We start from the raw sequence: 25,894 nt of genomic DNA, 5'->3' as shown, positions 1-25,894 counted from the left end.
GGCATCTCGCCACAGGCTTCTCTATGCGCGCCTTTGATTCACGTCATGACAAACGGCATCCGGACGACGCTTGACATCCCCAAGTGGTAAACGTATGTTTCAAACACCTGTTTGACCGCCACAACAATTCCACGCGGTTGTTCATTCCAGATACATCAGCAGAGGTTTATCGCTATGCCTGACTACAAGGCCCCCTTGCGTGATATTCGCTTCGTTCGTGACGAACTGCTTGGCTATGAAGCGCACTATCAGAGCCTGCCGGCTTGCCAGGACGCTACCCCGGACATGGTTGACGCCATCCTTGAAGAGGGCGCCAAGTTTTGTGAGCAAGTGCTGGCACCGCTGAACCGCGTGGGTGATATCGAAGGCTGCACCTGGAGTGAGTCGGGCGTTAAAACCCCAACCGGTTTCAAAGAAGCCTACAAACAATTCGTCGAAGGCGGCTGGCCAAGCCTGGCCCACGACGTGGAGCACGGCGGCCAAGGCCTGCCGGAATCCCTGGGTCTGGCAGTCAGTGAAATGGTCGGCGCCGCCAACTGGTCGTGGGGCATGTACCCGGGCCTGTCCCACGGTGCGATGAACACCATCTCCGAGCACGGTACTCCCGAGCAGCAAGAGGCTTACCTGACCAAACTGGTGTCGGGCGAATGGACCGGCACCATGTGCCTGACCGAGCCACACTGCGGCACCGACCTGGGCATGCTGCGTACCAAGGCCGAGCCTCAGGCTGACGGTTCCTACAAAGTCTCCGGCACCAAGATCTTCATCTCGGCCGGTGAACACGACATGGCCGACAACATCGTCCACATCGTACTGGCCCGCCTGCCGGACGCACCGGCTGGCACCAAAGGTATCTCGCTGTTCATCGTGCCGAAGTTCCTGCCGAACGCCGACGGTTCGATCGGCGCGCGCAACGCCGTGACCTGTGGTTCCCTGGAACACAAGATGGGCATCCACGGCAACGCCACCTGCGTGATGAACTTCGACGCGGCGACCGGTTTCCTGATCGGCCCGGCGAACAAAGGCCTGAACTGCATGTTCACCTTTATGAACACCGCTCGCCTGGGCACCGCGCTGCAAGGTCTGTCCCACGCCGAGATCGGCTTCCAGGGCGGCCTGAAATACGCACGTGACCGCCTGCAAATGCGCTCCCTGACCGGCCCGAAAGCACCTGACAAAGCCGCCGACCCGATCATCGTGCACCCTGACGTGCGCCGCATGCTGCTGACCATGAAAGCCTTCGCCGAAGGCAACCGTGCGATGGTGTACTTCACCGCCAAGCAAGTGGACATCGTCAAATACGGCACCGACGACGAAGCCAAGAAACAGGCCGACGGCCTGCTGGCCTTCATGACTCCGATCGCCAAGGCGTTCATGACCGAAGTCGGCTTCGAGTCTGCCAACCACGGTGTGCAGATCTACGGCGGCCACGGCTTCATCGCCGAGTGGGGCATGGAGCAGAACGTTCGCGACAGCCGCATTTCGATGCTGTACGAAGGCACCACCGGTATCCAGGCCCTCGACCTGCTGGGCCGTAAAGTGCTGATGACCCAAGGCGAAGCGCTCAAGGGCTTCACCAAGATCGTGCACAAGTTCTGCCAGGCCAACGAAGGTAACGAAGCCGTCAAAGAGTTCGTTGCTCCGCTGGCTGCGCTGAACAAAGAGTGGGGCGAGTTGACCATGAAGGTCGGCATGGCCGCGATGAAAGACCGCGAAGAAGTGGGTGCCGCCTCGGTGGACTACCTGATGTACTCCGGGTATGCGTGCCTGGCTTACTTCTGGGCCGACATGGCGCGCCTGGCTGCCGAAAAACTGGCTGCCGGCACCACCGAAGAGGCGTTCTACACCGCCAAGCTGCAGACTGCGCGCTTCTACTTCCAGCGCATCCTGCCGCGTACCCTGGCCCATAAAGCCACCATGCTGTCGGGCGCAAACAACCTGATGGACATGAAAGAAGAAGACTTCGGCCTGGCTTACTAAGCCTTACCGGGTTCACTTCAAGAGCCGTCGCTCCTTCACGGGAGCGGCGGCTTTTTCGTTTCTTTGTAGGAGCGAGCTTGCTCGCGAAGAAACCACAGGCACCGCGTTTATTCAGGCGACCCCCGTCATCGTTGACGACCTTCGCGGGCAAGCCCGCTCCTACAGAAAGCGTTGCAACAAAAAACTCAGGGATTACCGCTGGCTGCCGTTACAGTGATGGCAATGTGATACATGCGTGCCAGGTTGTGCTTAACTGTCGGCATAAAGGCACAGTGCCATCATCTTTTTGCGGGTCGGAGTTTTACCCTTGTCGCGCGTGTCCGCTGTACGTTTCAGTCATTTTTTACCCTCGTTGCTGCTCTTGCTGGCCGGGCTCTCGGCTGCGTACGTCAAGGACCTCAACGTCTTCTTCACGTCGCTGTTCAATGTGTTGCCGACCCTGGTGCTGTTGCTCGGCGGTTCGTATTGCGCGGTGTATCGCCGTCAGCGCGAACTGTTCCTGATGATCACGGTGTACATCGCCTACTTCCTGCTGGATACCCAGACCGATTTCTATCGTGACAACGGCCGCGTGCGCGAAGACGCGGCCGTGGTGTTTCACCTGTGCTGCTTGCTGTTGCCGTTGTTGTTCAGCATCTATGCCCTGTGGCAAGAGAAGACCCACCTGTTCCGCGATTTCGTCGCCCGTGGCGCGGTACTGTTAGCGGTGGGCAGCGTGGCGCTGGCGCTGGAGCAGAGTTATCCCCAAGCCGTGCTGAACTGGTTGGCGGAGATTCGCTGGCCGGCGCTGCATGGCAGTTGGATGAGCCTGATCCAGCTGTCGTATCCGATGTTCCTGATCGGTTTCCTGACCCTGGCGGTACAATACTGGTACCAGCCGCGCCCGCTGCACGCGGCGCAACTGGTGGGCCTGCTGGGCCTATTCTGGATGTTGCCGCAGACCTTCATCTTGCCGTTCACCCTGAACATCATGTGCAGCCAGGTGATGCTGATGATTGCTGCCGGCGTGGCCCACGAGGCTTATCAAATGGCCTTCCGCGATGAACTCACCGGCTTGCCTGGGCGCCGCGCACTGAACGAGCGCATGCAGCGGCTGGGGCGCAATTACGTGCTGGCGATGAGCGACGTTGACCACTTCAAGCGCTTCAACGACACCCACGGTCATGATGTCGGTGACCAGGTGCTGCGACTGGTGGCGAGCAAGCTGTCCAAGGTCAACGGGGGCGGGCGGGCTTATCGCTACGGTGGCGAAGAGTTCGCCGTGGTGTTTGCCGGCAAGACGGTCGAAGAGTGCTTGCCGCACCTGGAGGAAATCCGCGAGATCATTGCGGATTACGATATCAAGCTGCGCAATTCGGACCGTCCTCAGGACGATCATCAGGGCCGTCAGCGCCGAGCGGGCAGCGGCGCTTCGAGTGTCTCGGTGACGATCAGCATCGGCGTGGCCGAGCGCCAGGCTGAGCAGCGCACGCCGGAAGAAGTGCTCAAATCCGCCGATCAGGCGCTGTATGCCGCCAAAGGCGCCGGGCGTAACTGCGTGGTCGCGGCCGGGCAAACCCGACGTGGCGCGGTGCGCATGGAGAGCGCTGCCGGTTGAGTAATGGCGCTGTATTCAGCAGCGCTACAGTGATTGTCCGAGGCAATGCCCGGCAGTAGGTTGAAGCCATCTGCTGACGGAGACATTGCCATGCCTGACTACAAAGCTCCCCTTCGCGACATGCGTTTTCTGATCGACAACGTATTTGATTTCCACGGCCATTACGCCGCCTTGGGCGCCACCGATGCCAGCCCGGACATGGTCAGCGCGATTCTCGAGGAAGGCGCCAAATTCTGCGAAAACGTCCTCGCACCGCTCAACCGTAGCGGCGACGAAGAAGGCTGTCATTTTGACAACGGCGTGGTCACTACGCCCAAGGGTTTCAAGGAAGCCTTCGCCCAGTACGTGGAAGGAGGCTGGCACGGCGTGGCGGCAGACCCGGCCTACGGCGGCCAGGGCCTGCCGTCGTCGCTGGGCCTGGTGCTCAGCGAGATGATCGGCTCCAGCAACACGTCCTGGGGCATGTACCCAGGGCTGACCCACGGCGCGATGTCGGCGATCCACGCCCACGGCACCGCCGAGCAGAAAGACACGTTCCTCACCAAACTCACCGCCGGCGAATGGACCGGCACCATGTGCCTCACCGAAGCCCATTGCGGCACCGACCTGGGCCTGATCAAGACCCGCGCCGTGCCCCAGGCGGATGGCAGCTATGCGGTCACCGGCAGCAAGATCTTCATCTCGGCCGGCGAGCACGACATGAGCGCCAACATTATCCACCTAGTGCTGGCCAAACTGCCGGACGCACCGGCGGGCACCAAGGGTATCTCGCTGTTTATCGTGCCCAAGTTCCATGCGGATTCGGGCGAGCGTAACGCGGTGCACTGCGGCTCCATCGAACACAAGATGGGCATCAAGGGCTCTGCCACCTGCGTGTTGAACTTCGATGGCGCCAAGGGTTTTCTGATCGGTGAGGCGAACAAAGGCCTCAACTGCATGTTCACCATGATGAATCACGCGCGCCTGGGCACCGGTATGCAGGGCTTGTGCAATGGCGAAGCGAGCTTCCAGGGCGCCATCAAATACGCCAACGACCGCCTGCAGATGCGCTCGTTGACCGGTGCCAAGGCTCCAGATAAAGCCGCCGACCCGATCATCGTGCACCCCGACGTGCGCCGCATGCTGCTGACCATGAAGGCCTTCAACGAAGGCAACCGCGCACTGACCTACTTCACCGCACAGTTGCTCGACACCGCGCACCTGAGCGGCGACGCCACCCAACGTCAGGACGCCGAAGACCTGCTGGCGTTCCTCACCCCCATCTGCAAAGCCTTCATGACCGACACCGGCCTTGAGGTGACCAACCACGGCATGCAGATCTTCGGCGGCCACGGCTACATCCGCGAATGGGGCATGGAACAACTGGCCCGCGACGCACGGATTGCGCCGATCTATGAAGGCACCAACGGCATTCAGGCCCTCGACCTGCTGGGGCGCAAGGTGCTGGGCAGCCAGGGCAAGTTGCTGCGTGGGTTTACCAAGATCGTGCATAAGTTCTGCGCGGCTAATGCCGAGCACCCGCAGCTCAAGGCCTATGTGGCGCAGCTCAGCCAGCTGAACGGAGAGTGGGGCGAACTGACCACTAAAGTCGGCATGGCCGCGATGAAGAACCCCGATGAAGTCGGTGCGGCGGCCGTGGATTACTTGATGTACAGCGGCTACGTGATCCTTGCCTACCTGTGGCTGCGTATGGCGATGGCTGCCCTTGAGCAACCGGACTCGGATTTCTCCAAGGCCAAGCTCGCGACCTGCGACTTCTATTTCAAGCGCCTGCTACCGCGTACCGCCACCCACCGTGCTGCGGTGGAAGCGGGCAGCGAATGCCTGATGAGTCTGCCTGCGGAGGCATTTGCGCTGTAGTGACTTAAAAATACCGATCAGTCACAAGTGGACCCTATGTGTCTGAAAAGTTGTTCGGGTACACTCTGAGCCTGTAAAACCGACTCTTACCGAATTACTTTTCACGTTCTCACGAGGTTTGCCATGGCTGATTACAAAGCGCCGCTGCGTGATATGCGCTTCGTCCTCAACGAAGTCTTTGAGGTCGCCACCACTTGGGCCCAATTGCCGGCATTGGCAGACACCGTTGACGCCGAAACCGTAGAGGCCATCCTCGAAGAAGCCGGCAAGGTCACCGCCAAATCCATCGCCCCGCTCAGCCGCGGTGGCGATGAGCAGGGTTGCCGCTGGGACAACACCGCGGTATTCACGCCGGACGGTTTTCCACAGGCCTACAAAACCTATGCCGAAGGCGGCTGGGTTGGGGTAGGTGGTGATCCGATGTTCGGCGGCATGGGTATGCCTAAGGCGGTGTCGGCCCAGGTTGAAGAGATGATCAACTCGTCGAGCCTGGCGTTCGGTTTGTACCCGATGCTGACCTCTGGCGCCTGCGTGTCGATCAACACCCACGCCAGCGAAGAACTGAAAGCCGCTTATCTGCCGAAGATGTATTCCGGTGAATGGGCCGGCTCCATGTGCCTGACCGAAGCCCACGCCGGTACTGACTTGGGGATTATTCGCACCAAGGCCGAGCCACAGGCGGACGGTTCCTACACAGTCAGCGGTACCAAGATCTTTATCACCGGGGGTGAACACGACCTCACCGAGAACATCATCCACTTGGTGCTGGCCAAGCTGCCGGACGCACCGGCCGGCCCCAAGGGTATCTCGCTGTTCCTGGTGCCGAAATTCATGGTCAATGCCGACGGCAGCCTGGGCGCGCGCAACACCGTGAGCTGCGGTTCCATTGAGCACAAGATGGGGATCCAGGCGTCGGCGACCTGCGTGATGAACTTCGACGAAGCCGTGGGCTACCTGGTGGGTGAGCCGAACCGTGGCTTGGCCGCGATGTTCACCATGATGAACTACGAGCGCCTGGGTGTGGGCATTCAGGGCCTGGCGTCCGGCGAGCGTTCCTACCAGAACGCCATTGAATATGCGCGCGACCGCGTGCAAAGCCGTGCACCGACCGGCGCACAGCATAAAGACAAAGTGGCCGACCCGATCATCGTGCACCCCGACGTGCGCCGCATGTTGCTGACCATGAAGGCCGCGAACGAAGGTGGCCGTGCGTTCTCCACCTATGTGGCGACGCAACTGGACATCGCCAAGTTCAGCGATGATGCCGCAGCCCGTGAGCGCGCCGATAACCTGGTTGCGTTATTGACCCCGGTAGCCAAGGCGTTCTTGAGCGACCTGGGCCTGGAAACCACCGTGCTCGGCCAACAAGTGTTCGGCGGCCATGGCTACATTCGCGAGTGGGGCCAGGAGCAACTGGTGCGGGATGTGCGCATCACCCAGATCTACGAAGGCACCAACGGCATCCAGGCGCTGGACTTGATGGGGCGCAAGATCGTCGGCAGTGGTGGGGCGTTCTACACCTTGTTTGCCGATGAGATCCGCGCGTTCATTGCCTCGGCGGGTGCCGAGCTGAGTGAGTTCACCAAACCGCTGGGCGCGGCGGTGGATAGCCTGGATGAGCTGACCGCCTGGGTACTGGATCGCGCCAAGACCAACCCGAATGAAATCGGCGCGGCGTCGGTGGAGTACTTGCACGCCTTCGGCTACATGGCCTACGCGTATATGTGGGCACGCATGGCCAAGGCCGCGTTGGGCAAGGAATCTGAAGAAGACTTCTACGCAAGCAAGCTAGGCACTGCACGCTTCTACTTTGCGCGCTTGTTGCCACGTATTCACTCGCTGAGTGCGTCGGTAAAATCCGGTAGCGAATCGCTGTTCTTGCTGGATGAGGCCCTGTTCTAAGGGTTTTGAGGGCGTGTAAGCATTCTCTTACATGACGTGCTGCTAATCGTCCTCTATCGCCATATTGGATCCACGGATAATCTACTTCACATGGACGTCGCGCAGGAAGCGCAAAGCAACAACACGGACACGTAGGATTCTGCCAGGACGGCGGAGTGAAATGGATGTCAGGGAAACAGTCTGCAAAGCCCCGCTTCGGCGGGGTTTTCTTTTGCCCGCGAAAAAGTCAGCCCGCTTGAGTTCAGGACTGTGCCTGCGGGGCATTCATCACGTCTTCCAGCAGAGTGCGCAGCAACGCCACTGTCGCTTGCTGGCGTTGCACATCGCGGCACACCAGGCCGACTTTCAGCGGCACTCTGGGTTCACTCAAGGGTTTCCATAGCAGCGACTGACTGTTGTGTTCGTCCTGCGAGCGCCCCGGCAGCACCGTCGCCAGTTTTGTGTGCGGTAGACTGTCGAGAATCCCCACCATAGTGTTCAACTCTGCCTGAACTTGCGGGCGTCTTCCGAGGTTGGACAGCTGTCCTTGCCAGATCTGCCGGACCTGGAACTCCTCCCCCAGCAGCAACATCGGCAGCTCCGCCGCCTGCTTCAGCGAGACTTTCTTGAATTCCCGCAGGGGATGGTCTTCGGGGATGACGACTTTCAGCTCATCTTCGTACAGCAACACGCCGTGCAGCCCCGGCTGGCGTGGCGGCAAGTAGCTTATGCCGATATCCAGCGAGCCGTTGAGCAGTCGTCGCTCGATTTCAAGTCCGGTCAATTCGTAGATCTGCACCACCAGATGTGGCTGGGCCTTGCGCACGCGCTCGAGCATCTGCGGCACCAGGCTGGTGTGCACGGTTTGCAACACGCCGATGGCCAAGGTGCGCATCGCCTGGCCCTTGAAGTTGCGCAGGGCTTCAACGGCTTGCTGCATGCCATCGATCAGCGGCAACGCGTGGTTGTACAACGTGTGCGCCGCCAGTGTTGGCAACAGGCGCTTGCTGCTGCGCTCGAACAGACTCACATCCAGGTTCTGTTCCAACTGGCGGATCTGCTGGGACAGCGCTGGTTGGGAGATCGACAGGCGCTCGGCGGCACGACCTACGTGGCCTTCCTCATACACCGCGACGAAATAACGCAGTTGCTTGAAATCCATAAGACTTACTTATCGAAAAAGCTGGAAAAACGAAATGGCTGTTGGCCCCTGAGGAGCCTAGTCTAGCGCCTATTCGCAGGGCTTACAGGGCCGGATCAGGCAATGAACAGCGTTTATGTTGATGGCGTTTACATAGGCAAGGCAAAAAACCTCGAGGCAGTATTGGCGTGTCGCACCGACCAAGGTCCGATTGCTATTGGGGGTGAGCTATGAATCTGTTCCGTCGCCCCGCGCCGAGCCTGGACGATTTGATTCTCGAGGCGCCCGGCGATACGTCTACCAGCGAATCCCTGATGCCCTCCGTCGCTCGTCCGCCGCAAGTGTTCGTACGCGGCCAGGGTTCCTGGCTGTGGGACAGCGACGACCGTGCCTACCTGGATTTCAGTCAGGGCAACGCGGCCAACAGCCTCGGCCACAGCCCTCAGGTGTTGATCAAGGCGCTGGCTGACCAGACCCAGGCGCTGATCAACCCCGGCAACGGCCTGCATAACCGCGTTCAACTCAACCTGGCTGAGCGCCTGTGCCATCGCACCGGCAGCGATCAGGCGTACCTGCTCAGCACCGGCGCGGAAGCCGTTGAAGCGGCGATCAAGTTGGCGCGCAAATGGGGCCAGCTGCATCGCGGGGGGGCCTATCGCATCATTAGTGCCAGCGCCGGTTGCCATGGCCGCAGTTTTGCCGCGATGTCGGCTTCGGCGGGTGGCCCGGAAAATCGTTTTGAACCGCAATTGCCCGGTTTCAGCCATGTGCCTTTTAATGACTTGCCGGCCCTGCATGCGGCAGTCGATGCGCAAACCGTCGCCATCCTGCTCGAACCGATCCAGGGCGAAGCGGGCGTCATTCCTGCAACCGAGCATTACCTCAAAGGCGTTGAGCGTTTGTGCCGTGAACTGGGGATCCTGCTGATTCTCGACGAAGTACAAACCGGCATGGGCCGCTGCGGCACCTTGCTCGCCGAGCAACAATACGGCGTACGTGCCGACATCATCACCCTCGGCAAAGGCCTGGGTGGCGGGGTCCCCTTGGCAGCACTGCTGGCGCGCGGCAAAGCCTGTTGCTTCGACGTGGGCGAGTTGGAAGGCACTCACCACGGTAATGCGCTGATGGCTTCGGCCGGGCTGGCAGTACTCGACTCCGTGCTGGAGCACGGCTTTATGGATCACGTGCGTGAGACTGGCTTGTATCTGGGCGAAGGTCTTGCGCGCCTGACCTACCGCTACGACCATGGTCAATTGCGTGGCCATGGCCTGATGTGGGGCCTGACGTTGTCGGATGATTCTGCGGATGCTGTTGTAAAAGCGGCGCTGCACGAAGGCCTGATCCTCCAAGCCCCGCAACCCAACTGCCTACGCTTCACCCCGGCCCTGACCGTGAGCAAAAGCAACGTCGACGAAATGCTCCTGCGCCTGGCCCGCGCCTTCTCCCGCGTGCGTACCGCCCAACTGCAGTGCCGCAAGGGCATCGCCGTTTAGCCCCCTTATTCCTGAACCGTCTCGCGGTCTACGCGGCGCCTCCGGCCTGATTTTTTTGGCTGGGGGCGTTTTTTTGGGCGTGTCATTTTTGGATTGAAAATGTTGATTGAGCGTTTGTGAAAACAATGGCTTTTTAGCGGGCGTCGGCAAGGACTGCCGATGGGGCACAGCGTGCTCTACTTCTAATCTATACCACTGGGTGGTATGTTTATGGGAAGGGATATCCATGAAACTCAGGTTGTTTAAAACCCGTAATTTCGCTGATGCAGCGAGCAGAGCCTGGATCTGTGATTCTGAGCTAAGAGAAGCGTTTGGCGAATTGCTCAAGGGCCAAGCGGATAATCTGGGTGGTGGTGTTTGGAAGAAGCGCCTCAAGGAAAACCGGCACCGCTCCATTGTGTTGGCAAAGGGCCGGCATTACTGGGTTTATCAATCTCTTTTTGATAAGCAGAGACAGAGCAATATCAGCCCTAAGGAATTGGGTAGGCTTCGAGCGCTGGCTAAGGTCTATGAAAACTTAAGCGAAGTACAGCTCCGATACCTGCTGGATGCCAAGGATTTTGTGGAGATACATCATGACCAAAAAATATGAAAGCGAAGTACTTGAGTCTGTTCACCAGTCAGCCCTAGCACTGTACGCAATTGGCGCCATCAGCAAAACCACGCTTCGCGAATATGACGAGGCCTGCTTATCTGCCGTCCCTGAGCAAATCCCGGCCGACCAAATCAAGCAGCTTCGTGAAAGCAGCCATGTGAGCCAACCTGTGTTCGCCCGCTACCTGAACACAAGCGCGTCCACCGTGAAAAAGTGGGAGTCCGGTGAGAAGCAACCCAGCGGCATGGCGCTCAAGTTACTGAGCATCGTGAAGAAACACGGCTTGGAGATTCTCGCCTGACAGTGGCCCAACGCCAGATCCCACTGAACCCTCACGAACGCCCAAGGTCGATTAGCTACACGGCTCACACGAGCCGATTTTCTGGAGCTTACCCATGGACATCATTCGTATCATCATCGCCATTCTGCTGCCGCCACTGGGTGTGTTCCTGCAAGTGGGTTTCGCCGGTGCATTCTGGCTGAACATCCTGCTGACCTTGTGCGGGTACTTCCCGGGCATCATCCACGCCGTGTACATCATCGCCAAGCGCTAAGGCCGTCAGCCTTTTGCGATGAGCCGTGAGTTGCGCTCGTTGCGAAAGGCCAACTGCTCGATGGTCTGGGTGGCGTGTTCGGCTTCTTCCCGCGCTTGCAGGATGATGCCGTGCTGCTCGGACTTGCTGCACACCGGGTCGGCATTGCTCGCGTCCCCCGTGAGCATGAAGGCCTGGCATCGGCAGCCGCCGAAATCCTTTTCCTTTTCATCGCATGACCGGCATGGCTCGGGCATCCAGTCATAGCCGCGAAAGCGGTTGAAGCCGAACGAGTCGTACCAGATGTGCTGCATGCTGTGGTCGCGCACATTGGGAAATTGCACCGGCATCTGTCGGGCGCCGTGACAGGGCAGGGCGGTGCCGTCCGGTGTCACGGTCAGAAAGATACTGCCCCAACCGTTCATGCAGGCTTTCGGGCGTTCTTCGTAGTAATCCGGTGTGACGAAGATCAGCTTGCACGGGTGACCTTCGGCTTCCAGCTTGGCGCGGTATTCGTTGGTGATGCGCTCGGCGCGCACCAGTTGTGCCTGGGTCGGCAACAGCCCTACACGATTGAGCTGGGCCCAGCCGTAGAACTGGCAGGTGGCGAGCTCGACGAAGTCCGCTTCCAGCGCAATACACAGCTCGATGATGCGGTCGATCTTGTCGATATTGTGCCGATGGGTGACGAAGTTCAGCACCATCGGGTAGCCGTGGGCCTTCACGGCACGGGCCATTTCCAGCTTTTGCGCGAAGGCTTTTTTCGAGCCGGCCAGCAGGTTGTTGACCTGTTCGTCGCTGGCCTGGAAGCTGATCTGGATATGGTCCAGACCGGCTTTCTTGAAGTCGCTGATCTTCTGTTCGGTCAAGCCGATGCCGGAGGTGATCAGGTTGGTGTAGAACCCGAGCCTGCGCGCCTCGGCGATCAGCTCGGCCAGATCCTGACGCACCAATGGCTCACCGCCGGAAAACCCCAGTTGTGCCGCGCCCATCTCGCGGGCTTCGCGAAACACCTTGAACCATTGCTCGGTACTCAGTTCCTTGCCCTGCTCGGCAAAGTCCAGCGGGTTGGAACAGTACGGGCACTGCAACGGGCAGCGGTAGGTCAGCTCGGCCAGTAACCACAGCGGCAAGCCAACCGGCGGTTTTTCAGGCAAGGGTAATCCAGTGCTCTGCACGGGCGACCTCCATGAAATCCTCGATGTCTTTACCGAGTTCTGGCACGCCGGGGAACTGTTTATCCAGCTCGGCAATGATCGCCGACACGTCGCGCTCGCCGTCGATCAAACCACCGATCAGCGCGGCGCTATCGTTGAGCTTGATCATGCCTTCGGGGTAGAGCAACACATGGCCCTTTTGCGCAGGCTCGTACTGGTAGCGATAGCCCTGGCGCCAGGTGGGTTTCTTGCTGCGATCAAAGCTCATAGGGGGATCCCTTTATGCCAAACCCGCTGTTCGGTCACGCTGTGATACGGCGGACGCTTGAGTTCGTAGGCCATGCTCATGGCATCCAGCATGCTCCACAAAATATCCAGTTTGAACTGGAGAATTTCCAGCATGCGCTCCTGGCCTTCACGGGTGGTGTAGTGCTGCAGGGTGATCGCCAAACCATGTTCCACATCGCGACGGGCCTGGCCCAGGCGGGTGCGGAAATATTCATAACCGGCCGGGTCGATCCACGGGTAATGCTGCGGCCAGCTGTCGAGGCGCGACTGGTGGATTTGCGGCGCGAACAGCTCAGTCAGCGAACTGCTGGCGGCTTCCTGCCAACTGGCGCGACGGGCGAAGTTGACGTAGGCGTCTACCGCAAATCGTACGCCGGGCAGTACCAATTCCTGCGAGCGCAGTTGGTCCGGGTCGAGGCCAACGGCCTGGCCCAGGCGCAGCCAGGCTTCGATACCGCCGTCTTCACCGGGAGCGCCGTCGTGGTCGAGCAGGCGCTGGATCCACTCGCGGCGGATCTCGCGGTCCGGGCAATTGGCCAGGATCGCAGCGTCTTTCAGGGGGATGTTCACCTGATAGTAGAAACGGTTGGCAACCCAGCCCTGGATCTGCTCGCGGGTCGCGCGGCCTTCGTACATCGCCACATGGTACGGGTGATGGATATGGTAGAAGGCGCCCTTGGCCCGCAGGGCGGCTTCGAATTCAACGGTGGTCAACGGCGTGTCAGTCATTTCGATCGCTCCTACAATTCAATGCTCATGCCGTCGTAAGCCACTTCGACATTGCGCCGCACCAGTTCCGCTCGCTCGGCGGAGTCTTCATCGAGGATCGGGTTGGTGTTGTTGATGTGGATAAGTACTTTGCGCTGCTTGGGCAATTGCTCCAGCACTTCCAGCATGCCTCCGGGGCCGTTTTGCGCCAGGTGGCCCATCTCGCGGCCGGTGCGAGTACCGACACCACGGCGCTGCATTTCATCGTCATCCCACATCGTGCCGTCCACCAGCAGACAGTCGCTACCGGCCATGATCTCCAGCAGCGGCGCGTCGACCTTGCCCAGGCCTGGCGCGTAGAAGAGTTTGCCGCCGGTGCGCAGGTCTTCGACGATCAGGCCGATGTTATCGCCGGGGTGCGGGTCGAAGCGGTGCGGCGAGTAGGGCGGCGCGGCACTGCGCAGTGGCAGTGGGGTAAAGCGCAGGTTGGGGCAGGCCGGGATGCTGAAGCTGGCGTCCAGCTCGATGCGGTTCCAGGCCAGGCCGCCGTTCCAGTGGGTGAGCATGGTGAACAGCGGGAAGCCGGTGCTCAGGTCTTCATGGACCATGTCGGTACACCACACTTGGTGCGGGCAGCCTTCGCGCAGGCTCAACAGGCCGGTGGTGTGGTCGATCTGGCTGTCCATCAAGATGATTGCGCTGATGCCGGTGTCCCGCAGGGCGCGGCCGGGCTGCATCGGTGCAAAGCCCTGGAGTTGCGCGCGGATATCCGGCGAGGCGTTGCACAGCACCCAGTTCACGCCATCGTCGGAGATCGCGATGGACGACTGGGTGCGCGCCTGGGCCCGCAGGCTGCCATCACGAAAACCCGCGCAGTTCACGCAGTTGCAATTCCACTGCGGGAAACCACCGCCGGCGGCGGAACCTAGAATCTGGACAAACATGGCAGCTCCATCAAGCTCAAAACAAAAACGCCCCGGGCGAACCGAGGCGTTGTATTACCCAGCGGATTAACGGCTGGCGAAGTACATGGTGACTTCGAAGCCGATGCGCAGATCAGTGTAAGCAGGTTTGGACCAGGTCATATTCTTACTCCTACGAAGGGATGGGACGTTTACTACCAAGGAATACATATAGTCCACCTCCAATCGGAGATGTTCAGATGTGTGCGTATGAATGTTACGCAATTCTTTTCAAGTTAGCGCTGTCTTGGTGGAAAAAGCCTTTTGCAGGGGCGGCAATGATCAGTCTGCCGCATGCCAGATTTCCGAGATGCGCGGGCCGTTGGCCACGCAACGCCAGCCGCCTGCGGCGTCGTTCAGTTGTTGGGCGGCAAGCTGCACTGCGTCGCGGGTGCAGGCTTGGATGTGGGATTGAAGGTCAGCCAGGTAACCCGACGAGTGGCCCGCCAGATGGGCGTGCCATAACAATTCGGCGGCTTGGGCATTGGGCAGTGTCTGTGCTGAGAATTGCTGCGCCAAAGCCGTGTTGCCCAAGTCGTCGTTGCTATCGATCAGTGTCGGCAGTTGTTTCAGGAATACTTGCAGGTGATCAACGATGACTTCCAGCGACACGCTGGGGGATTGCACGCCGAATAGCAGGCCAATCTGGCCATTGATCTGTCGGATACCGCTGAACACGGCGTAGCCGATTTGCAGCTCAACGCGCAGGCGCTGGTAGAACGGGCCTTGGATCAGATGGCCAAGCAGTCGCCAAGCGGCTTCGTCCGCCAGGGATTGACTCGGCGTTGGGCAAAACAGCAGCAATGCGGCTTCGTCAGAGTCGGTTTTTATCGCGTGCCAGATACGTTGATCGCTGAGGGCCGGCACGCGGTGAGTGAGATTCGCGGGTTGCCCTGGCAGGCGGGCCGCTGCGGACTTGATCGCGGCTTCATGCGCTGCGGAGAAACCCAGTCCCAGGCCTTGCCAGTGCGCAGTGGACCAGGATGCCGATTCGGGATTGTGGCCGTTGCAGCAAGCGGGCAGCGCCTTGAGCAATTCACGGATGGCAATCATCTGCGGTGAGTCGGGCTGAGCCTCTTGCGGTTCATTCAGGCCTTTTGCCAACACGTCCAACACGGCTGGCATGGGCTCCAGTAGCCCAATCATTTTCACCCGCCAGTCTTGGCCCAGGCTTTCGAACGACAATTCGACGCCTGCCTGACCGGCATGCTCGCGCAACGGCTGCAAAGCGTTTTCCAGGCCGGAAGGGGCTGATCGCCATTGCAGATACAGCGCGCCTTCATCGCCATCGCCTGCCAATGCCTGACTGAAGGTCAGCGCCGACACTTCCCTACGTCCACGGGAGCGATCCTGGGCAAAGGTGCGCAAGCCACGGTGAGCGCTGGTCTGGCCGCGAATCAGGCCGGCGCGTTCTTCCTTGGCCGGTGGGCGCAGGAACGGGTTGTTTGGCGGCAACTGCCAAGTGTGTGTGGATTCTGGCAGGTGCAGCGAATCAAGCATGGCCTTGAGGGCGACAACGTCCTGTTCCGATAGGTCTTGGCTGTCGTTCCGGGCCAACGCAAGGGCGCCTTGGACCTGCTGTTGACGAGCGGCCAGCAGCGCGAACTCTTCACGCAATGAAGTCAAGTCGCTGTGTGCGAAAAAACTCAGCCAGTCGTGCAGCAACGCCTCGATCTGCGTGGCTGATTCAGCTTGGATGGTGAAGTCGATATCCAACACGGCTTGCCCGGCGAACTGATAAATCACTGACGCCTGCAGTGCACTCGCCAGTTGCCGAGCTTTCAGTTCAGCCAGCAACCCGCCGGGTCCCGAGGCGTTGAGCCAGGTGCAGAGAAACTCCAGTGCTTTGCGTGGCGCATCACAGGTCATGACGTGGTGCAGGTGATGCAGGGTGATGTGCTGATAGCTCTGCGCATCACCCTGCATCAATGCCGGCGGGGCGGATTGTGGGCGCAGAGGTCCAGAACTCAGCTGTTCACTGAATCGTTGCGCCAAGGTTTCCAGTTCTTCCAGTGATTGCGGGCCCGCCAGGCTCAATGTCATCTGCCCGCTCTGATAGAACTGCGCGTGGAATTCACTCAACGCCTGCTGAAATGCCTCACGCTCCACCGGCAGGCTATCGCGGTTGCCCGCATGAAAACCCCGCAGCGGGTGGTCAGCCGCAAGCCCCTCCAGCAACGCGACCTGCTGCTGTGCCTTGGCATCCCGGGCCCAGGCGGCATACTCGGCGTGCAGCACTTCGCGCTCGCGCAGTTGATCCTCCAGGGTCAGGCGTGGGTGGGTCAGCATGTCCACCAACCGTTCCAGTCCACCGGCAAACGTTGCGACCGGCAGTTCAAAGAAGAAATCCGTAGTGCGCTCACGGGTGCTGGCATTGACCTGGCCCCCATGGCGTTGCACGTAGGCCATCAACCCTTCGTCCGTGGGAAAACGTTCGGTGCCGAGGAACAACAGATGCTCGAGGAAATGCGCCAGCCCCGGCCACTCCATCGGCACGTCATGGCTGCCGGCCGCCACCCTTAGCACTGCTGCGCACCGCTTCAAACGCGGCGCATGCTGCAAGGAAACCCGCAAGCCGTTAGCCAGGGTCAGGTGAAGAGAATGAGGGTGGGCCGGCGCAAGCATGGGCACTTCCGAAACGTAGAATGTGCCTATGCTAACAAACCGGCTGGATCAGGGCTTGTGCAGCGCGCCATACAGCTCGGGGCGACGGTCCTGCAAGTAGTGATTGGCGGCACGGGCATCCAGGATCGACTGACGATCCAGCTCCCCGACGATCAAGGCTTCATCCAGGCCCGCCTGGGCAATGCGCTGGCCATTCGGCGCGGCGATGCTGCTTTGCCCGCAGTACTGGATCTCGCCTTCGTGCCCGCAATAGTTGGCGTAGGCCACATAACATTGGTTTTCAAAGGCCCGTGCCCGCACGGTGACGTCGGCGACAAAGTCAAATGGCACCATGTTGGCGGTGGGCACCAGGATCAGCTCGGCACCGGCCAGGGCCAGGCGCCGGGTGTTTTCCGGGAACTCCAGGTCGTAACAGATCAGGAAACCCAGCTTCCAGCCGTTGAGCTCCACCAGTGGGAAATCATCGTCGCCGGCGCTGAACATCGAATGGTCCAGATCACCAAACAGGTGCGTCTTACGGTAGTTGCACACACGCTGGCCGTGGGCGTCGATCAACTGCACGGCGTTGTAGATCTGGCCATCCTCGGCCCGTTCCGGGTAGCCGTACAGAATCGCCAGCCCGGCGCCTTTGGCCAGTTCGCCAATCGCCTGCGCTGACGGCCCGTCCTGTGCCTCGGCCAAGGCGCCAACGGCTTCGGCGCCGATGTTGTAGCCGCTCAGGAACATCTCCGGCAGCACCAGCACATCGGCGCCGGACGCCTCATGCGCCAGTTGATGCAGGCGCTTGAGGTTGCCGGCCACATCTAAAGGCAGCGGTGGGCATTGGTACAGGGCGACACGCATGTTCAACTCCTTAATCGGCCAGGGCGATCGGCCCGATTTCATCGAATACGTCACCCGGCCCTGGGTTCTCCGGGTGAGTGCTGCCACCGAAGTGGGTCATGATGCCCCACACCGCGTTCAGCGAGGTCTGCACCGCGCCTTCGACCCAGGCTGGGGTCCAGGACACATCATCACCGGCAATGAAAATCCCACGTTGTTCGGCGGGCATGTCCTTCTGCATAAAGTGCGCATACATGCGCTGGTTGTAGCGATAGTGGCCGGGCAGCGCGCCCTTGAAGGCCCCGAGGAAATGCGGGTCGGCTTCCCATGACACGGTGATCGGGTCGCCGATGATGCGCGCCTTGATATCGACTTTCGGGTAGATCTTTTTGAGGGCGTCGAGGGCCAGCTTCACACGCTTATCGATGGGCTGCGGCAGCATTTTCAGCGCGTCGCTCATCCACGAGTACGACAAGCAGATCACCCCCGGCTTGTCGTCGCCGTTATCGAACAGGTAGGTGCCACGGGTCAGGCGGTCGGTGAGGGTCATGCTCATCAGGTCGCGACCGGTCTCCGGGTCTTTGTCTTTCCAGAACGGCCGGTCGACCATCACGAAGGTTTTCGACGATTGCATGTAGCGCGTGCGGTCCAGGGCCATCCACATCTTTTGCGAGAACAGGGTTTCGTCGCATTCGATCTGGGTGGTCAGCAGCCAGCTTTGGCAGGTGGTCAGTACCGCGGCGTATTCGCGTGTGTCGCCATAGTTGTCGGTGACGGCGAAACGGCCATCGGCGGCATGGGCGATGCGCTTCACCCCGGCTCTTGGCGCACCGCGATGCAGCGAACTCAGGCTGGTGCCGGCCGGCCAGTGGGCGCAGCGCTCCGGCACATGACGCCAGATACCCATCGGCACCTGAGCCACGCCGCCGACCACCAGATGTTGGTGGTCATCGCAGTTGGTCATCACCACACGGAAGATTTCCAGCATGGAGTTGGGGAAGTCCGAGTCCCAGCCGCCAGTGCCGAAACCGACCTGGCCAAACACTTCGCGGTGATGGAAGGACAATTTGGCAAATGCCTTGGAGGTGGCGACGAAATCGTAGAAGGTGCGGTCATCCCACAGCGGCACGAGCTTGTTCCACAGCTCCTTGAGGCGCGGCACGTCACGGTCGCGGATGGCTTGCTGGATATCACCGAACTGCGAGCCGGCTTCCAGAGCATCGGCCCAGGCGTCGGCCACTTCCTGGAACAGCACCGGCAAGTCAGAGAGTTTTTGCGCGTAGTGGGTCTGGCCTTCAAGGTCGATGACCGTGCTGCCGGACGCCGGGGTCAGTGGGTTGGGGAAGGGTTTGGTTTCCAGTCCGAGCTTGTCCACGTAGTGGTAGAACGCGGTGGACGACACTGGAAAGCGCATGCCACCCAGCTCGGCAATGATGCCTTCGGCACCTTCGAAGGCTTGGGAACGCAGGCGTCCGCCCATTTTCGAGGCTTCGTACACCACCGGCTTGAGGCCGAGCTTCATCAGCTCGTAGGCGGCCACCAGGCCCGCGATCCCGGCGCCGACGATCGCCACTTCGGCACCGTGGTTGGCCGCAGGAATACTACCCAGGCCGGCCGGGTGTTCAATCCAGTCATCGAAGGCGAACGGGAAGTCCGGGCCAAAGATGGTGATGGGCTTCTTACCGTCGGCGGGGTGGCGATTGGTCTTGCTGAGGGTGCTGGACGGAATGCTCATGGCTGACCTTACTGGCGACTAGGCGGGCGTGACCCGCTGAGTATAGGAAAAGATGGCAGCCAGTTTAGAGAGCGTAGCGTTCGTTAATAAGACGCAAAGTGTCGTCAAATTGCTTTGTTTTTAGTCAGAGTGACGAGATCGGTGATCAGATTGGTTGTCCGCGATCCAATTTGTTACTGAGGATGATCGAAGTGGTGGTTTTCTCCACGCCGTCGACGCTGCCGATCTGATCGAGCAATTGGTCCAACTGTTCCGGCGAATCGGTGCGCAGCCATGCGACGTAATCGAACTCGCCACTCACCGCGCACAATTGTTGCACTTGCGCCATCGCACTGAGTCGGCGCAGCACTTCCTTGCCCGAGCGCGCCTGCACGGTGATGCCGACATACGCCTGCAAACCACCCTCGACCACACGCTGCCCGAGACGCACGCCATAACCGGTAATTACCTGGGTTTTCTCCAGGCGCGCGAGGCGCGACGTCACGGTAGTGCGCGCGATGCCCAACTGCCGGGCGAGCATGGCCACGCTTTCGCGGGCGTTGAGCTGCAGGGCGGCGATCAGTTGGCGGTCGATTTCATCTAGGGCGGGCAAGGGGGGCTCCAGAGTATGGGCGGGGGCGGGAAGCATATTACAGCCTTCCAGACACACGAAAGCCGCGCAATGCGCGGCTTTCTTGTTTGGTGGGCCCACACGGACTTGAACCGTGGACCAAAGGATTATGAGTCCTCTGCTCTGACCAACTGAGCTATAGGCCCTCAGTAGGTCGCGGATTATAACGATGGTTTCCCCGCTGTGCCATCCGAATAATCCTCAATGCGCATACGAAGAAACGTAGCAGCAAAAAGCTCCGGCGGTAGCGGCAGGCTGACGATGTAGCCTTGCATCTGTTCGCAGCCTTCAGCGGCCAGGAAAGCTTGCTGTGCGGGATTCTCCACGCCTTCGGCGATGATGGTGAATTGCATGCTGTGGCCCAGGGCGATGATGGCGCGGACGATGGCGGCGTCGTGGGGGTCGTCGGGCAGGCCGCGGACGAAGGATTGGTCGATCTTGAGGAAGTCCAGGGGCAGGCGCTTGAGGTAGCTGAGGGATGAATAGCCGGTGCCAAAGTCGTCAATGGCAAGCTGTACGCCGAGTTCTTTGAGCTGGTGCAACACCTCCAGCGCTTCTTCGGCCTGGCTCATGATGAAGTTTTCGGTGATCTCCAGTTGCAGGCGACCGGGGTCGAGCTGGTAGTCATGCAGCAGCTGTTTGATGCGGCCCAATAAGCCGGGGTGACGTAATTGCGCGCCGGCCAGGTTGACCGACAGCGGGCCGAAATCGTCGAAGTGGCCTTGCCAGGCGTGTATTTGCCGGCAGGCTTGTTCCAGCACCCAGTCGCCAATCTGCAGGATCATGCCGTTTTCTTCGGCCAGGGCGATGAAGTGTTCGGGGGGCACGTCGCCAAAGGTGGGGTGGCGCCAGCGTATCAGGGCTTCGGCGCCGATCAGTTCGTGGGTCATCAGGCTCAGCTTGGGTTGGTAGTAGAGGCTCAGCTCATCGCGCTCGATGGCGCGGCGCAGTTCGTGCTCCAGTGCCACGCGTTCGTTGGCCTGGGCAGTCAGGTCGCGGGTATAGCTTTCGACCCGGTTACGGCCCTTGGCCTTTGAGCGATACATCGCTGCGTCGGCGTTCTTGACCAGGGTGGCGACATCGGTGCCGTCCTCGGGGTAGAGGCTGGTGCCGATGCTGGCACTGATAAAAAACTCGTGCTCACCGGCCTGGAATGGGGGTGTGAAGCAGGCCAGCAGTTTATTGGCCAGGTACTGGGCGTCGCTGGCGTGCTGCAGGCCGGGGAGCAGGATGATGAATTCGTCACCGCCCAGGCGGGCTACGGTGTCGATGTCGCGCAGTTGTTCCTTGAGGCGCACGGCGATGTCTTTGAGTAGCAAGTCGCCGATCGGATGGCCGAGGCTGTCGTTGATGTGTTTGAAGCGGTCCAGGTCGAGAAACAGCACGGCGCCTTGTTTGCCCGTTTCTTGGTGCCCGTTGAGGGCCGCTTGCAGTCGGCTTTCGAATAGCGTGCGGTTGGGCAGGCCGGTCAACGGGTCGTGATGCGCCTGGTAGTCGAGGCGGGCTTGAGCCAGCTTGAGGCTGGAGATGTCGGCAAACACCGCGACGAAGTGCGTGATCAACTGGTGGCGGTTGCGCACGGCACTGATCGTCAACCAGCTTGGGTACACCTCGCCGTTCTTGCGGCGGTTGGAGATCTCGCCTTGCCAGTGTCCCTGGGCGGTCAACTGGTGCCACATGGAGGCGTAGAAGGCGCTGTCATGCAGGCCGGAGGCAAGCAGGCGCGGGGTGTGGCCGAGGGCTTCGGCCTCGCTATAGCCGGTGATCTCGGTGAAGGCACGGTTGACGGCGCTGATGTTTTGCCGGGTGTCAGTGATCAACACGCCTTCGGCGGTGCTCTCGAACACCGTGGCGGCTTGTTGCAGTTTTTCCTGCATCAGCTGGCGCTCGGTGATGTCCCGCGCGATGGTCAGCATGCAGTCTTCATCGCCAATCGGTAGCGGGCGGCTGGACAGCTCGCACAAGCGGATCTGCCCATCGCTGCGGCGTATATGGCAGATGAAGTCACGCACAAAACCATCGCGCTGCATCATCTCCAGCATGTGTTTGCGTTCGTTGAGGTCGACCCAGATGCCCAGGTCCAGGGTGGATTGGTCGAGAGAGGTGGCGCTGGTGAAGCCGGTGATCCGGCTGAAACCGTCGTTCACTTCAATCAACAACCCATCGCGCTGCCGGCTCAGCAGCAAGCCGTCGGGGGAGGCGTGGAAGGCCTTGGCGAATTTCTCTTCGGAGGTTTGCAGTTGTTGCTGGGTTTCCTTGAGTTGGGTGATGTCGCGCACCACCACAACGATGGCCTCTGTGGTGTCGAGTTGGAACGGCTCGGCGGAGATCAGCCCGGTGAACGCCTGACCATTGCTGCGCAGAAAGGGCATTTCCAGGTTGCGGATGCTAGTGGTCTGCACCCGTTGCAGCAGGTCGGGACCGACGCCCTTGATGCCCCAGATATTCAACTCGGTGGCGGTTTTACCAACGACCTGTTCGGCCTTCAGGCCAATCTGGTCTTCGAATGCCTTGTTCACTTCCAGCAGGCAGCCATCAGACAGTCGTGCAATCACCAGCATGTCCGGGCATTGCTGGAACACCGAGGCGAATTTCTGCTCGGACAGCTGCAACGCCTCTTCAGTGCGCTTAGCCTCACTGATATCGATCATCAAGCCGCGCAGAACCGGCTCATGACCATGTTCGATCAGGCTGACAATGTCGCGCACCCACAAGCAACGGCCGTCAGCAGTGATCACTCGGTAATCAATGCTGTGGTCACGGTTGGCGCGGGTTTCGCGATAGCAGTAGGCTTCGGCGCGGGTCAGGTCGGCGGGGTGAATGATGTTGCGCCAGAACCCCGGGATCAGCCAATGGGCGCGCGGATAGCCCAGTAATTCTTCGGCGTGGGGCGACACGTAGCTGTAGGTGAAATCGGTGACATTGGCTTCCCAGGCGATGGCGGACAGGCTCTCCACTAAACCGCGATAGTGGTACTCGCTGCTGCGCAGCTCCTGTTCGAGGGCGACACGGCGCGAAATTTCCGAACTGAGACGACGGTTGATCCGAATCACCACGGCCAACACGGTGCTCAGCAACAGCACGGCAGGCAGGCCGTAAAGCAGCAGGTCGGTCCAGAAGGTGCGGTGATCGGTAAAGCTGCCGACCCAATGCTGCTGGATGGCATCGGTTTCTTGCGGGCTGAGGTCGGCGAGCACCTTGTCCAGGATGCCCACCAGCATTTTGTTATCGCGCGGTACACCCATTGCCAATTGGTAGCGGTAGGGCGTTTCGCCGCTGACGTACAAGCCATCGAGCTTGAGTTGGCGCAGGCTCCAGACACTGGAGGCGAGATCGCCGACCACTGCATCTACTTCATCGGTGGCCAGGGCTTGCAACGTCGAGCTGACATTTGGCATGGCCACCAGGTTGAGATCGGGGTGATGGGTGCGCAGCAGCTCATGGGGGGCGTAGTTTTCCACCACGGCAATCTTCAAGCCGTAGAGGTCTTTCAGGGTGCGCGGTTTGGCGCCGCCCTCATGGGCCAGGATAACGATGGGGAAGTCCAGATAAGGCCGGGTGAACGCCATATAGCCCTGGCGTTCCGGTGTGGACATGATGCCCGGCAGCAGGTCGAGTTGGTTGTTGCGGGCCTGCTCCAGGACCGCACTCCAGTTTGCAGGCTCAATCAACTTGACGCGCACGCCAAGGCGATCCTGGATCAGGCGCACATAATCTGCCGCCAAGCCTTGGTAGCGGCCACTTTCGTCACGGTATTCAAAGGGTGGCCATGACGCATCCACCCCGAGGCGCAACTCCTGATGGTCCGCCAGCCAGTCACGCTCATCATCGCTAAGAGTCAACGCGCCAGCCGTTGCGGTCCAGGTCAGCAGCCACAGCAAAAACACAGCCGGCAATCTGGGCATAACGGTCTCGTTATGGCACGGGGAATGTTTCGAGTGTAGACGGGCATTGCGGGGGAGGGGTGTTGCGCAAGGTTTTATCGATACAAAACAAAACCCCCGGCCTGGGCCGGGGGTTCTGGTATCACTCGTCGAGGAAGGAGCGCAGATGCTCGCTTCGCGTCGGGTGGCGCAACTTGCGCAGCGCCTTGGCTTCGATCTGACGGATCCGCTCACGGGTCACGTCAAACTGCTTACCGACTTCCTCAAGGGTGTGGTCGGTATTCATGTCGATGCCGAAACGCATGCGCAGTACCTTGGCTTCACGGGCAGTGAGGCCGGACAGTACGTCGCGAGTCGCTTCTTTCAGGCTCTCAACGGTGGCGACATCGATTGGCGACTGCATGGTCGAGTCTTCGATGAAGTCACCCAGGTGGGAGTCTTCGTCATCACCAATCGGGGTTTCCATGGAGATCGGCTCTTTAGCGATCTTCAATACCTTGCGGATTTTATCCTCAGGCATTTCCATGCGTTCGCCCAGCTCTTCCGGGGTCGGTTCGCGACCCATTTCCTGCAACATCTGCCGGGAAATACGGTTGAGCTTGTTGATCGTCTCGATCATGTGCACCGGAATACGGATGGTGCGGGCCTGGTCGGCGATCGAGCGAGTGATCGCCTGACGGATCCACCAGGTGGCATAAGTCGAGAACTTGTAACCACGACGGTATTCGAACTTGTCCACAGCCTTCATCAAGCCGATGTTGCCTTCCTGGATCAGGTCGAGGAATTGCAGGCCACGGTTGGTGTACTTCTTGGCGATGGAGATCACCAGACGCAAGTTCGCTTCAACCATCTCTTTCTTCGCGCGGCGGGCCTTGGCCTCACCGATCGACATGCGACGGTTGATGTCCTTGATCTCGGCAATCGTCAGACCGGTTTCGGTCTCCAATGCTTGCAGCTTTTGCTGGCAACGGATGATGTCCGGCTGCAGGCGACCAATGGCTTCGGCGTATTTCGCCTTGCCCTTGGCCAGTGCGTCGGTCCAGCTTTCATCTACTTCGTTGCTCGGGAACTGACGCAGGAAGTCGGCACGCGGCATGCGCGCGTCACGGACACAGAGCTGCATGATCGCACGCTCTTGTGCACGCAGACGCTCCAGGGCGCTGCGAACCCGCTCAACCAGGCCTTCGAATTGCTTCGGCACCAGCTTGATCGGCATGAACAGCTCAGCCAGGGCCAGCAGCTCGGCGATTGCCTGCTTGTTGGCGCGACCGTGCTTTTTCAGGGCTTTGCGGGTGATTTCCATTTGATCGGAAACCGCACCGAAACGCTGGGCAGCGACGATTGGGTCTGGACCGCTTTCAACTTCATCTTCGTCGTCGCCGCTGGCTTCAGCGTCGTCGTCTTCGGAGTCGTCGTCCGCTTTCGCAGCCTTGGCATCGACTGGTGGCGGCACTTCGGCGGCAGGCGGCGCAATGCCGTCGTCCGGGTCGATGTAGCCACTCAGCACGTCGGACAGGCGGCCACCTTCGGTGGTAACGCGGGTGTACTCGGAGAGAATATGGTCAACCGTGCCAGGGAAGTGCGCGATTGCGCCCATCACTTCACGGATGCCCTCTTCGATACGCTTGGCGATTTCGATTTCGCCTTCGCGTGTCAGCAGCTCGACGGTACCCATTTCACGCATATACATGCGCACAGGGTCGGTGGTACGACCGATATCGGTCTCCACAGCAGCCAGCGCGGCGGCCGCTTCTTCAGCGGCAGCCTCGTCGGTATCGGCGTCCGCCAGCATAAGGGAATCCTTATCTGGCGCAGCTTCGAATACGTTGATCCCCATGTCGTTAATCATGCGGATGATGTCTTCCACCTGCTCTGGATCTGAAATATCCTCAGGCAGGTGGTCGTTGACCTCCGCGTAAGTCAGGTAACCCTGCTCACGACCGAGAACGATCAACTCTTTGATACGAGACTGCTGTTGCGCTTTTCCGGACATAACACCCTATCCACTGAAGGTCTTGGCGGG

At 60.1% G+C, this 25,894-nt stretch carries 20 protein-coding genes and 1 tRNA gene; 8 read left to right on the top strand and 13 right to left on the bottom strand.

The genetic code is table 11. The features are described 5' to 3' along the window. Nucleotides 1-174: 174 nt before the first annotated feature. From U367_RS0119085 to U367_RS0119070, 4 genes are all read left to right on the top strand, one after another. Nucleotides 175-1,980, top strand: coding sequence for a phenylacyl-CoA dehydrogenase (locus tag U367_RS0119085; RefSeq protein ID WP_016977848.1), 1,806 nt, complete (start codon nt 175-177; stop codon nt 1,978-1,980). Between the two features lie 307 nt (nt 1,981-2,287). Then, nucleotides 2,288-3,577: a GGDEF domain-containing protein gene (locus tag U367_RS0119080; RefSeq protein WP_028618189.1), complete on the top strand. Its 1,290-nt coding sequence runs from the start codon at nt 2,288-2,290 to the stop codon at nt 3,575-3,577. Between the two features lie 90 nt (nt 3,578-3,667). Next, nucleotides 3,668-5,437: an acyl-CoA dehydrogenase C-terminal domain-containing protein gene (locus tag U367_RS0119075; protein ID WP_028618188.1), complete on the top strand. Its 1,770-nt coding sequence runs from the start codon at nt 3,668-3,670 to the stop codon at nt 5,435-5,437. 123 nt (nt 5,438-5,560) lie between these two features. After that, nucleotides 5,561-7,339 (top strand): acyl-CoA dehydrogenase C-terminal domain-containing protein, encoded by a 1,779-nt coding sequence (locus U367_RS0119070; protein WP_028618187.1) that lies wholly within the window; start codon nt 5,561-5,563, stop codon nt 7,337-7,339. Between the two features lie 241 nt (nt 7,340-7,580). Here U367_RS0119070 and U367_RS0119065 read toward each other — a convergent pair whose 3' ends face one another. After that, nucleotides 7,581-8,480, bottom strand: coding sequence for a LysR family transcriptional regulator (locus tag U367_RS0119065; RefSeq protein ID WP_028618186.1), 900 nt, complete (start codon nt 8,478-8,480; stop codon nt 7,581-7,583). A 209-nt stretch (nt 8,481-8,689) separates the two neighbouring features. Between U367_RS0119065 and U367_RS0119060 the strand changes: the two genes are divergently transcribed. From U367_RS0119060 to U367_RS1000000131050, 4 genes are all read left to right on the top strand, one after another. Next, nucleotides 8,690-9,952, top strand: a complete 1,263-nt coding sequence (locus tag U367_RS0119060) for an aspartate aminotransferase family protein (protein ID WP_028618185.1) — start codon at nt 8,690-8,692, stop codon at nt 9,950-9,952. A gap of 226 nt (nt 9,953-10,178) precedes the next feature. Further along, nucleotides 10,179-10,544, top strand: a complete 366-nt coding sequence (locus tag U367_RS0119055) for a type II toxin-antitoxin system RelE/ParE family toxin (protein ID WP_028618184.1) — start codon at nt 10,179-10,181, stop codon at nt 10,542-10,544. Beyond that, on the top strand, nt 10,528-10,848 hold the full coding sequence (locus U367_RS0119050) for a helix-turn-helix domain-containing protein (RefSeq protein ID WP_028618183.1): 321 nt from the start codon (nt 10,528-10,530) through the stop codon (nt 10,846-10,848). The genes U367_RS0119055 and U367_RS0119050 overlap by 17 nt, the downstream gene beginning before the upstream one ends. 94 nt (nt 10,849-10,942) lie before the next feature. Continuing rightward, nucleotides 10,943-11,101, top strand: coding sequence for a YqaE/Pmp3 family membrane protein (locus U367_RS1000000131050; RefSeq protein WP_010207008.1), 159 nt, complete (start codon nt 10,943-10,945; stop codon nt 11,099-11,101). Between the two features lie 5 nt (nt 11,102-11,106). Here the strand turns inward: U367_RS1000000131050 and pqqE are convergent, their stop codons facing one another. From pqqE to rpoD, 12 genes are all read right to left on the bottom strand, one after another. Continuing rightward, a complete protein-coding gene (gene pqqE, locus U367_RS0119040; RefSeq protein ID WP_050587907.1) occupies nt 11,107-12,237 on the bottom strand; it encodes a pyrroloquinoline quinone biosynthesis protein PqqE in 1,131 nt (376 codons plus the stop codon). Next, nucleotides 12,230-12,505, bottom strand: coding sequence for a pyrroloquinoline quinone biosynthesis peptide chaperone PqqD (pqqD, locus tag U367_RS0119035; RefSeq protein WP_028618181.1), 276 nt, complete (start codon nt 12,503-12,505; stop codon nt 12,230-12,232). Before pqqD ends, pqqE begins: the two co-directional genes overlap by 8 nt. Then, the gene (gene pqqC / locus U367_RS0119030; protein ID WP_028618180.1) at nt 12,502-13,254 is read right to left on the bottom strand and encodes a pyrroloquinoline-quinone synthase PqqC; all 753 of its coding nucleotides are present in this window, start codon (nt 13,252-13,254) and stop codon (nt 12,502-12,504) included. The genes pqqD and pqqC overlap by 4 nt, the downstream gene beginning before the upstream one ends. An 11-nt stretch (nt 13,255-13,265) precedes the next feature. Further along, complete coding sequence (gene pqqB, locus U367_RS0119025; protein ID WP_028618179.1) at nt 13,266-14,177, bottom strand: pyrroloquinoline quinone biosynthesis protein PqqB; 912 nt, start codon at nt 14,175-14,177, stop codon at nt 13,266-13,268. A 66-nt stretch (nt 14,178-14,243) separates the two neighbouring features. Beyond that, nucleotides 14,244-14,318: a pyrroloquinoline quinone precursor peptide PqqA gene (gene pqqA / locus U367_RS1000000131045; RefSeq protein ID WP_003194766.1), complete on the bottom strand. Its 75-nt coding sequence runs from the start codon at nt 14,316-14,318 to the stop codon at nt 14,244-14,246. A gap of 159 nt (nt 14,319-14,477) precedes the next feature. Further along, the gene (gene pqqF / locus U367_RS0119020; RefSeq protein WP_028618178.1) at nt 14,478-16,820 is read right to left on the bottom strand and encodes a pyrroloquinoline quinone biosynthesis protein PqqF; all 2,343 of its coding nucleotides are present in this window, start codon (nt 16,818-16,820) and stop codon (nt 14,478-14,480) included. A 48-nt stretch (nt 16,821-16,868) separates the two neighbouring features. Beyond that, nucleotides 16,869-17,663, bottom strand: a complete 795-nt coding sequence (locus tag U367_RS0119015; RefSeq protein ID WP_028618177.1) for a carbon-nitrogen hydrolase family protein — start codon at nt 17,661-17,663, stop codon at nt 16,869-16,871. 10 nt (nt 17,664-17,673) lie between these two features. Next, nucleotides 17,674-19,377: a flavin monoamine oxidase family protein gene (locus tag U367_RS0119010; protein WP_028618176.1), complete on the bottom strand. Its 1,704-nt coding sequence runs from the start codon at nt 19,375-19,377 to the stop codon at nt 17,674-17,676. Nucleotides 19,378-19,522: 145 nt separating this feature from the next. Beyond that, nucleotides 19,523-19,969 carry an Lrp/AsnC family transcriptional regulator gene (locus tag U367_RS0119005; RefSeq protein ID WP_028618175.1) on the bottom strand — a complete coding sequence of 149 codons (447 nt, stop codon included), beginning with the start codon at nt 19,967-19,969 and terminating at the stop codon, nt 19,523-19,525. 87 nt (nt 19,970-20,056) lie between these two features. Further along, nucleotides 20,057-20,133, bottom strand: a tRNA-Ile gene (locus U367_RS0119000). Between the two features lie 15 nt (nt 20,134-20,148). Further along, on the bottom strand, nt 20,149-23,892 hold the full coding sequence (locus tag U367_RS0118995; RefSeq protein WP_028618174.1) for a bifunctional diguanylate cyclase/phosphodiesterase: 3,744 nt from the start codon (nt 23,890-23,892) through the stop codon (nt 20,149-20,151). Nucleotides 23,893-24,013: 121 nt separating this feature from the next. After that, the gene (gene rpoD / locus U367_RS0118990) at nt 24,014-25,864 is read right to left on the bottom strand and encodes an RNA polymerase sigma factor RpoD (RefSeq protein ID WP_028618173.1); all 1,851 of its coding nucleotides are present in this window, start codon (nt 25,862-25,864) and stop codon (nt 24,014-24,016) included. Between the last annotated feature and the right edge of the window lie 30 nt (nt 25,865-25,894).

The organism is Pseudomonas canadensis (assembly GCF_000503215.1).
In the GTDB taxonomy this organism is placed as follows: domain Bacteria; phylum Pseudomonadota; class Gammaproteobacteria; order Pseudomonadales; family Pseudomonadaceae; genus Aquipseudomonas; species Aquipseudomonas canadensis.
Note: the sequence above shows the minus strand (reverse complement) of the source record. Positions and strands in the feature narration are given on the sequence as shown.

Excerpts from the sequence above, each read along its gene's own strand:
- U367_RS0119085 (WP_016977848.1), top strand. The coding sequence starts at position 175 with ATGCCTGACTACAAGGCCCCCTTGCGTGATATTCGCTTCGTTCGTGAC.
- U367_RS0119075 (WP_028618188.1), top strand. The coding sequence starts at position 3,668 with ATGCCTGACTACAAAGCTCCCCTTCGCGACATGCGTTTTCTGATCGAC.
- U367_RS0119070 (WP_028618187.1), top strand. The coding sequence starts at position 5,561 with ATGGCTGATTACAAAGCGCCGCTGCGTGATATGCGCTTCGTCCTCAAC.
- U367_RS0119065 (WP_028618186.1), bottom strand. The coding sequence starts at position 8,480 with ATGGATTTCAAGCAACTGCGTTATTTCGTCGCGGTGTATGAGGAAGGC.
- U367_RS0119060 (WP_028618185.1), top strand. The coding sequence starts at position 8,690 with ATGAATCTGTTCCGTCGCCCCGCGCCGAGCCTGGACGATTTGATTCTC.
- U367_RS0119055 (WP_028618184.1), top strand. The coding sequence starts at position 10,179 with ATGAAACTCAGGTTGTTTAAAACCCGTAATTTCGCTGATGCAGCGAGC.
- U367_RS0119050 (WP_028618183.1), top strand. The coding sequence starts at position 10,528 with ATGACCAAAAAATATGAAAGCGAAGTACTTGAGTCTGTTCACCAGTCA.
- U367_RS1000000131050 (WP_010207008.1), top strand. The coding sequence starts at position 10,943 with ATGGACATCATTCGTATCATCATCGCCATTCTGCTGCCGCCACTGGGT.
- pqqD (WP_028618181.1), bottom strand. The coding sequence starts at position 12,505 with ATGAGCTTTGATCGCAGCAAGAAACCCACCTGGCGCCAGGGCTATCGC.
- pqqC (WP_028618180.1), bottom strand. The coding sequence starts at position 13,254 with ATGACTGACACGCCGTTGACCACCGTTGAATTCGAAGCCGCCCTGCGG.
- pqqB (WP_028618179.1), bottom strand. The coding sequence starts at position 14,177 with ATGTTTGTCCAGATTCTAGGTTCCGCCGCCGGCGGTGGTTTCCCGCAG.
- pqqF (WP_028618178.1), bottom strand. The coding sequence starts at position 16,820 with ATGCTTGCGCCGGCCCACCCTCATTCTCTTCACCTGACCCTGGCTAAC.
- U367_RS0119015 (WP_028618177.1), bottom strand. The coding sequence starts at position 17,663 with ATGCGTGTCGCCCTGTACCAATGCCCACCGCTGCCTTTAGATGTGGCC.
- U367_RS0119010 (WP_028618176.1), bottom strand. The coding sequence starts at position 19,377 with ATGAGCATTCCGTCCAGCACCCTCAGCAAGACCAATCGCCACCCCGCC.
- U367_RS0118995 (WP_028618174.1), bottom strand. The coding sequence starts at position 23,892 with ATGCCCAGATTGCCGGCTGTGTTTTTGCTGTGGCTGCTGACCTGGACC.
- rpoD (WP_028618173.1), bottom strand. The coding sequence starts at position 25,864 with ATGTCCGGAAAAGCGCAACAGCAGTCTCGTATCAAAGAGTTGATCGTT.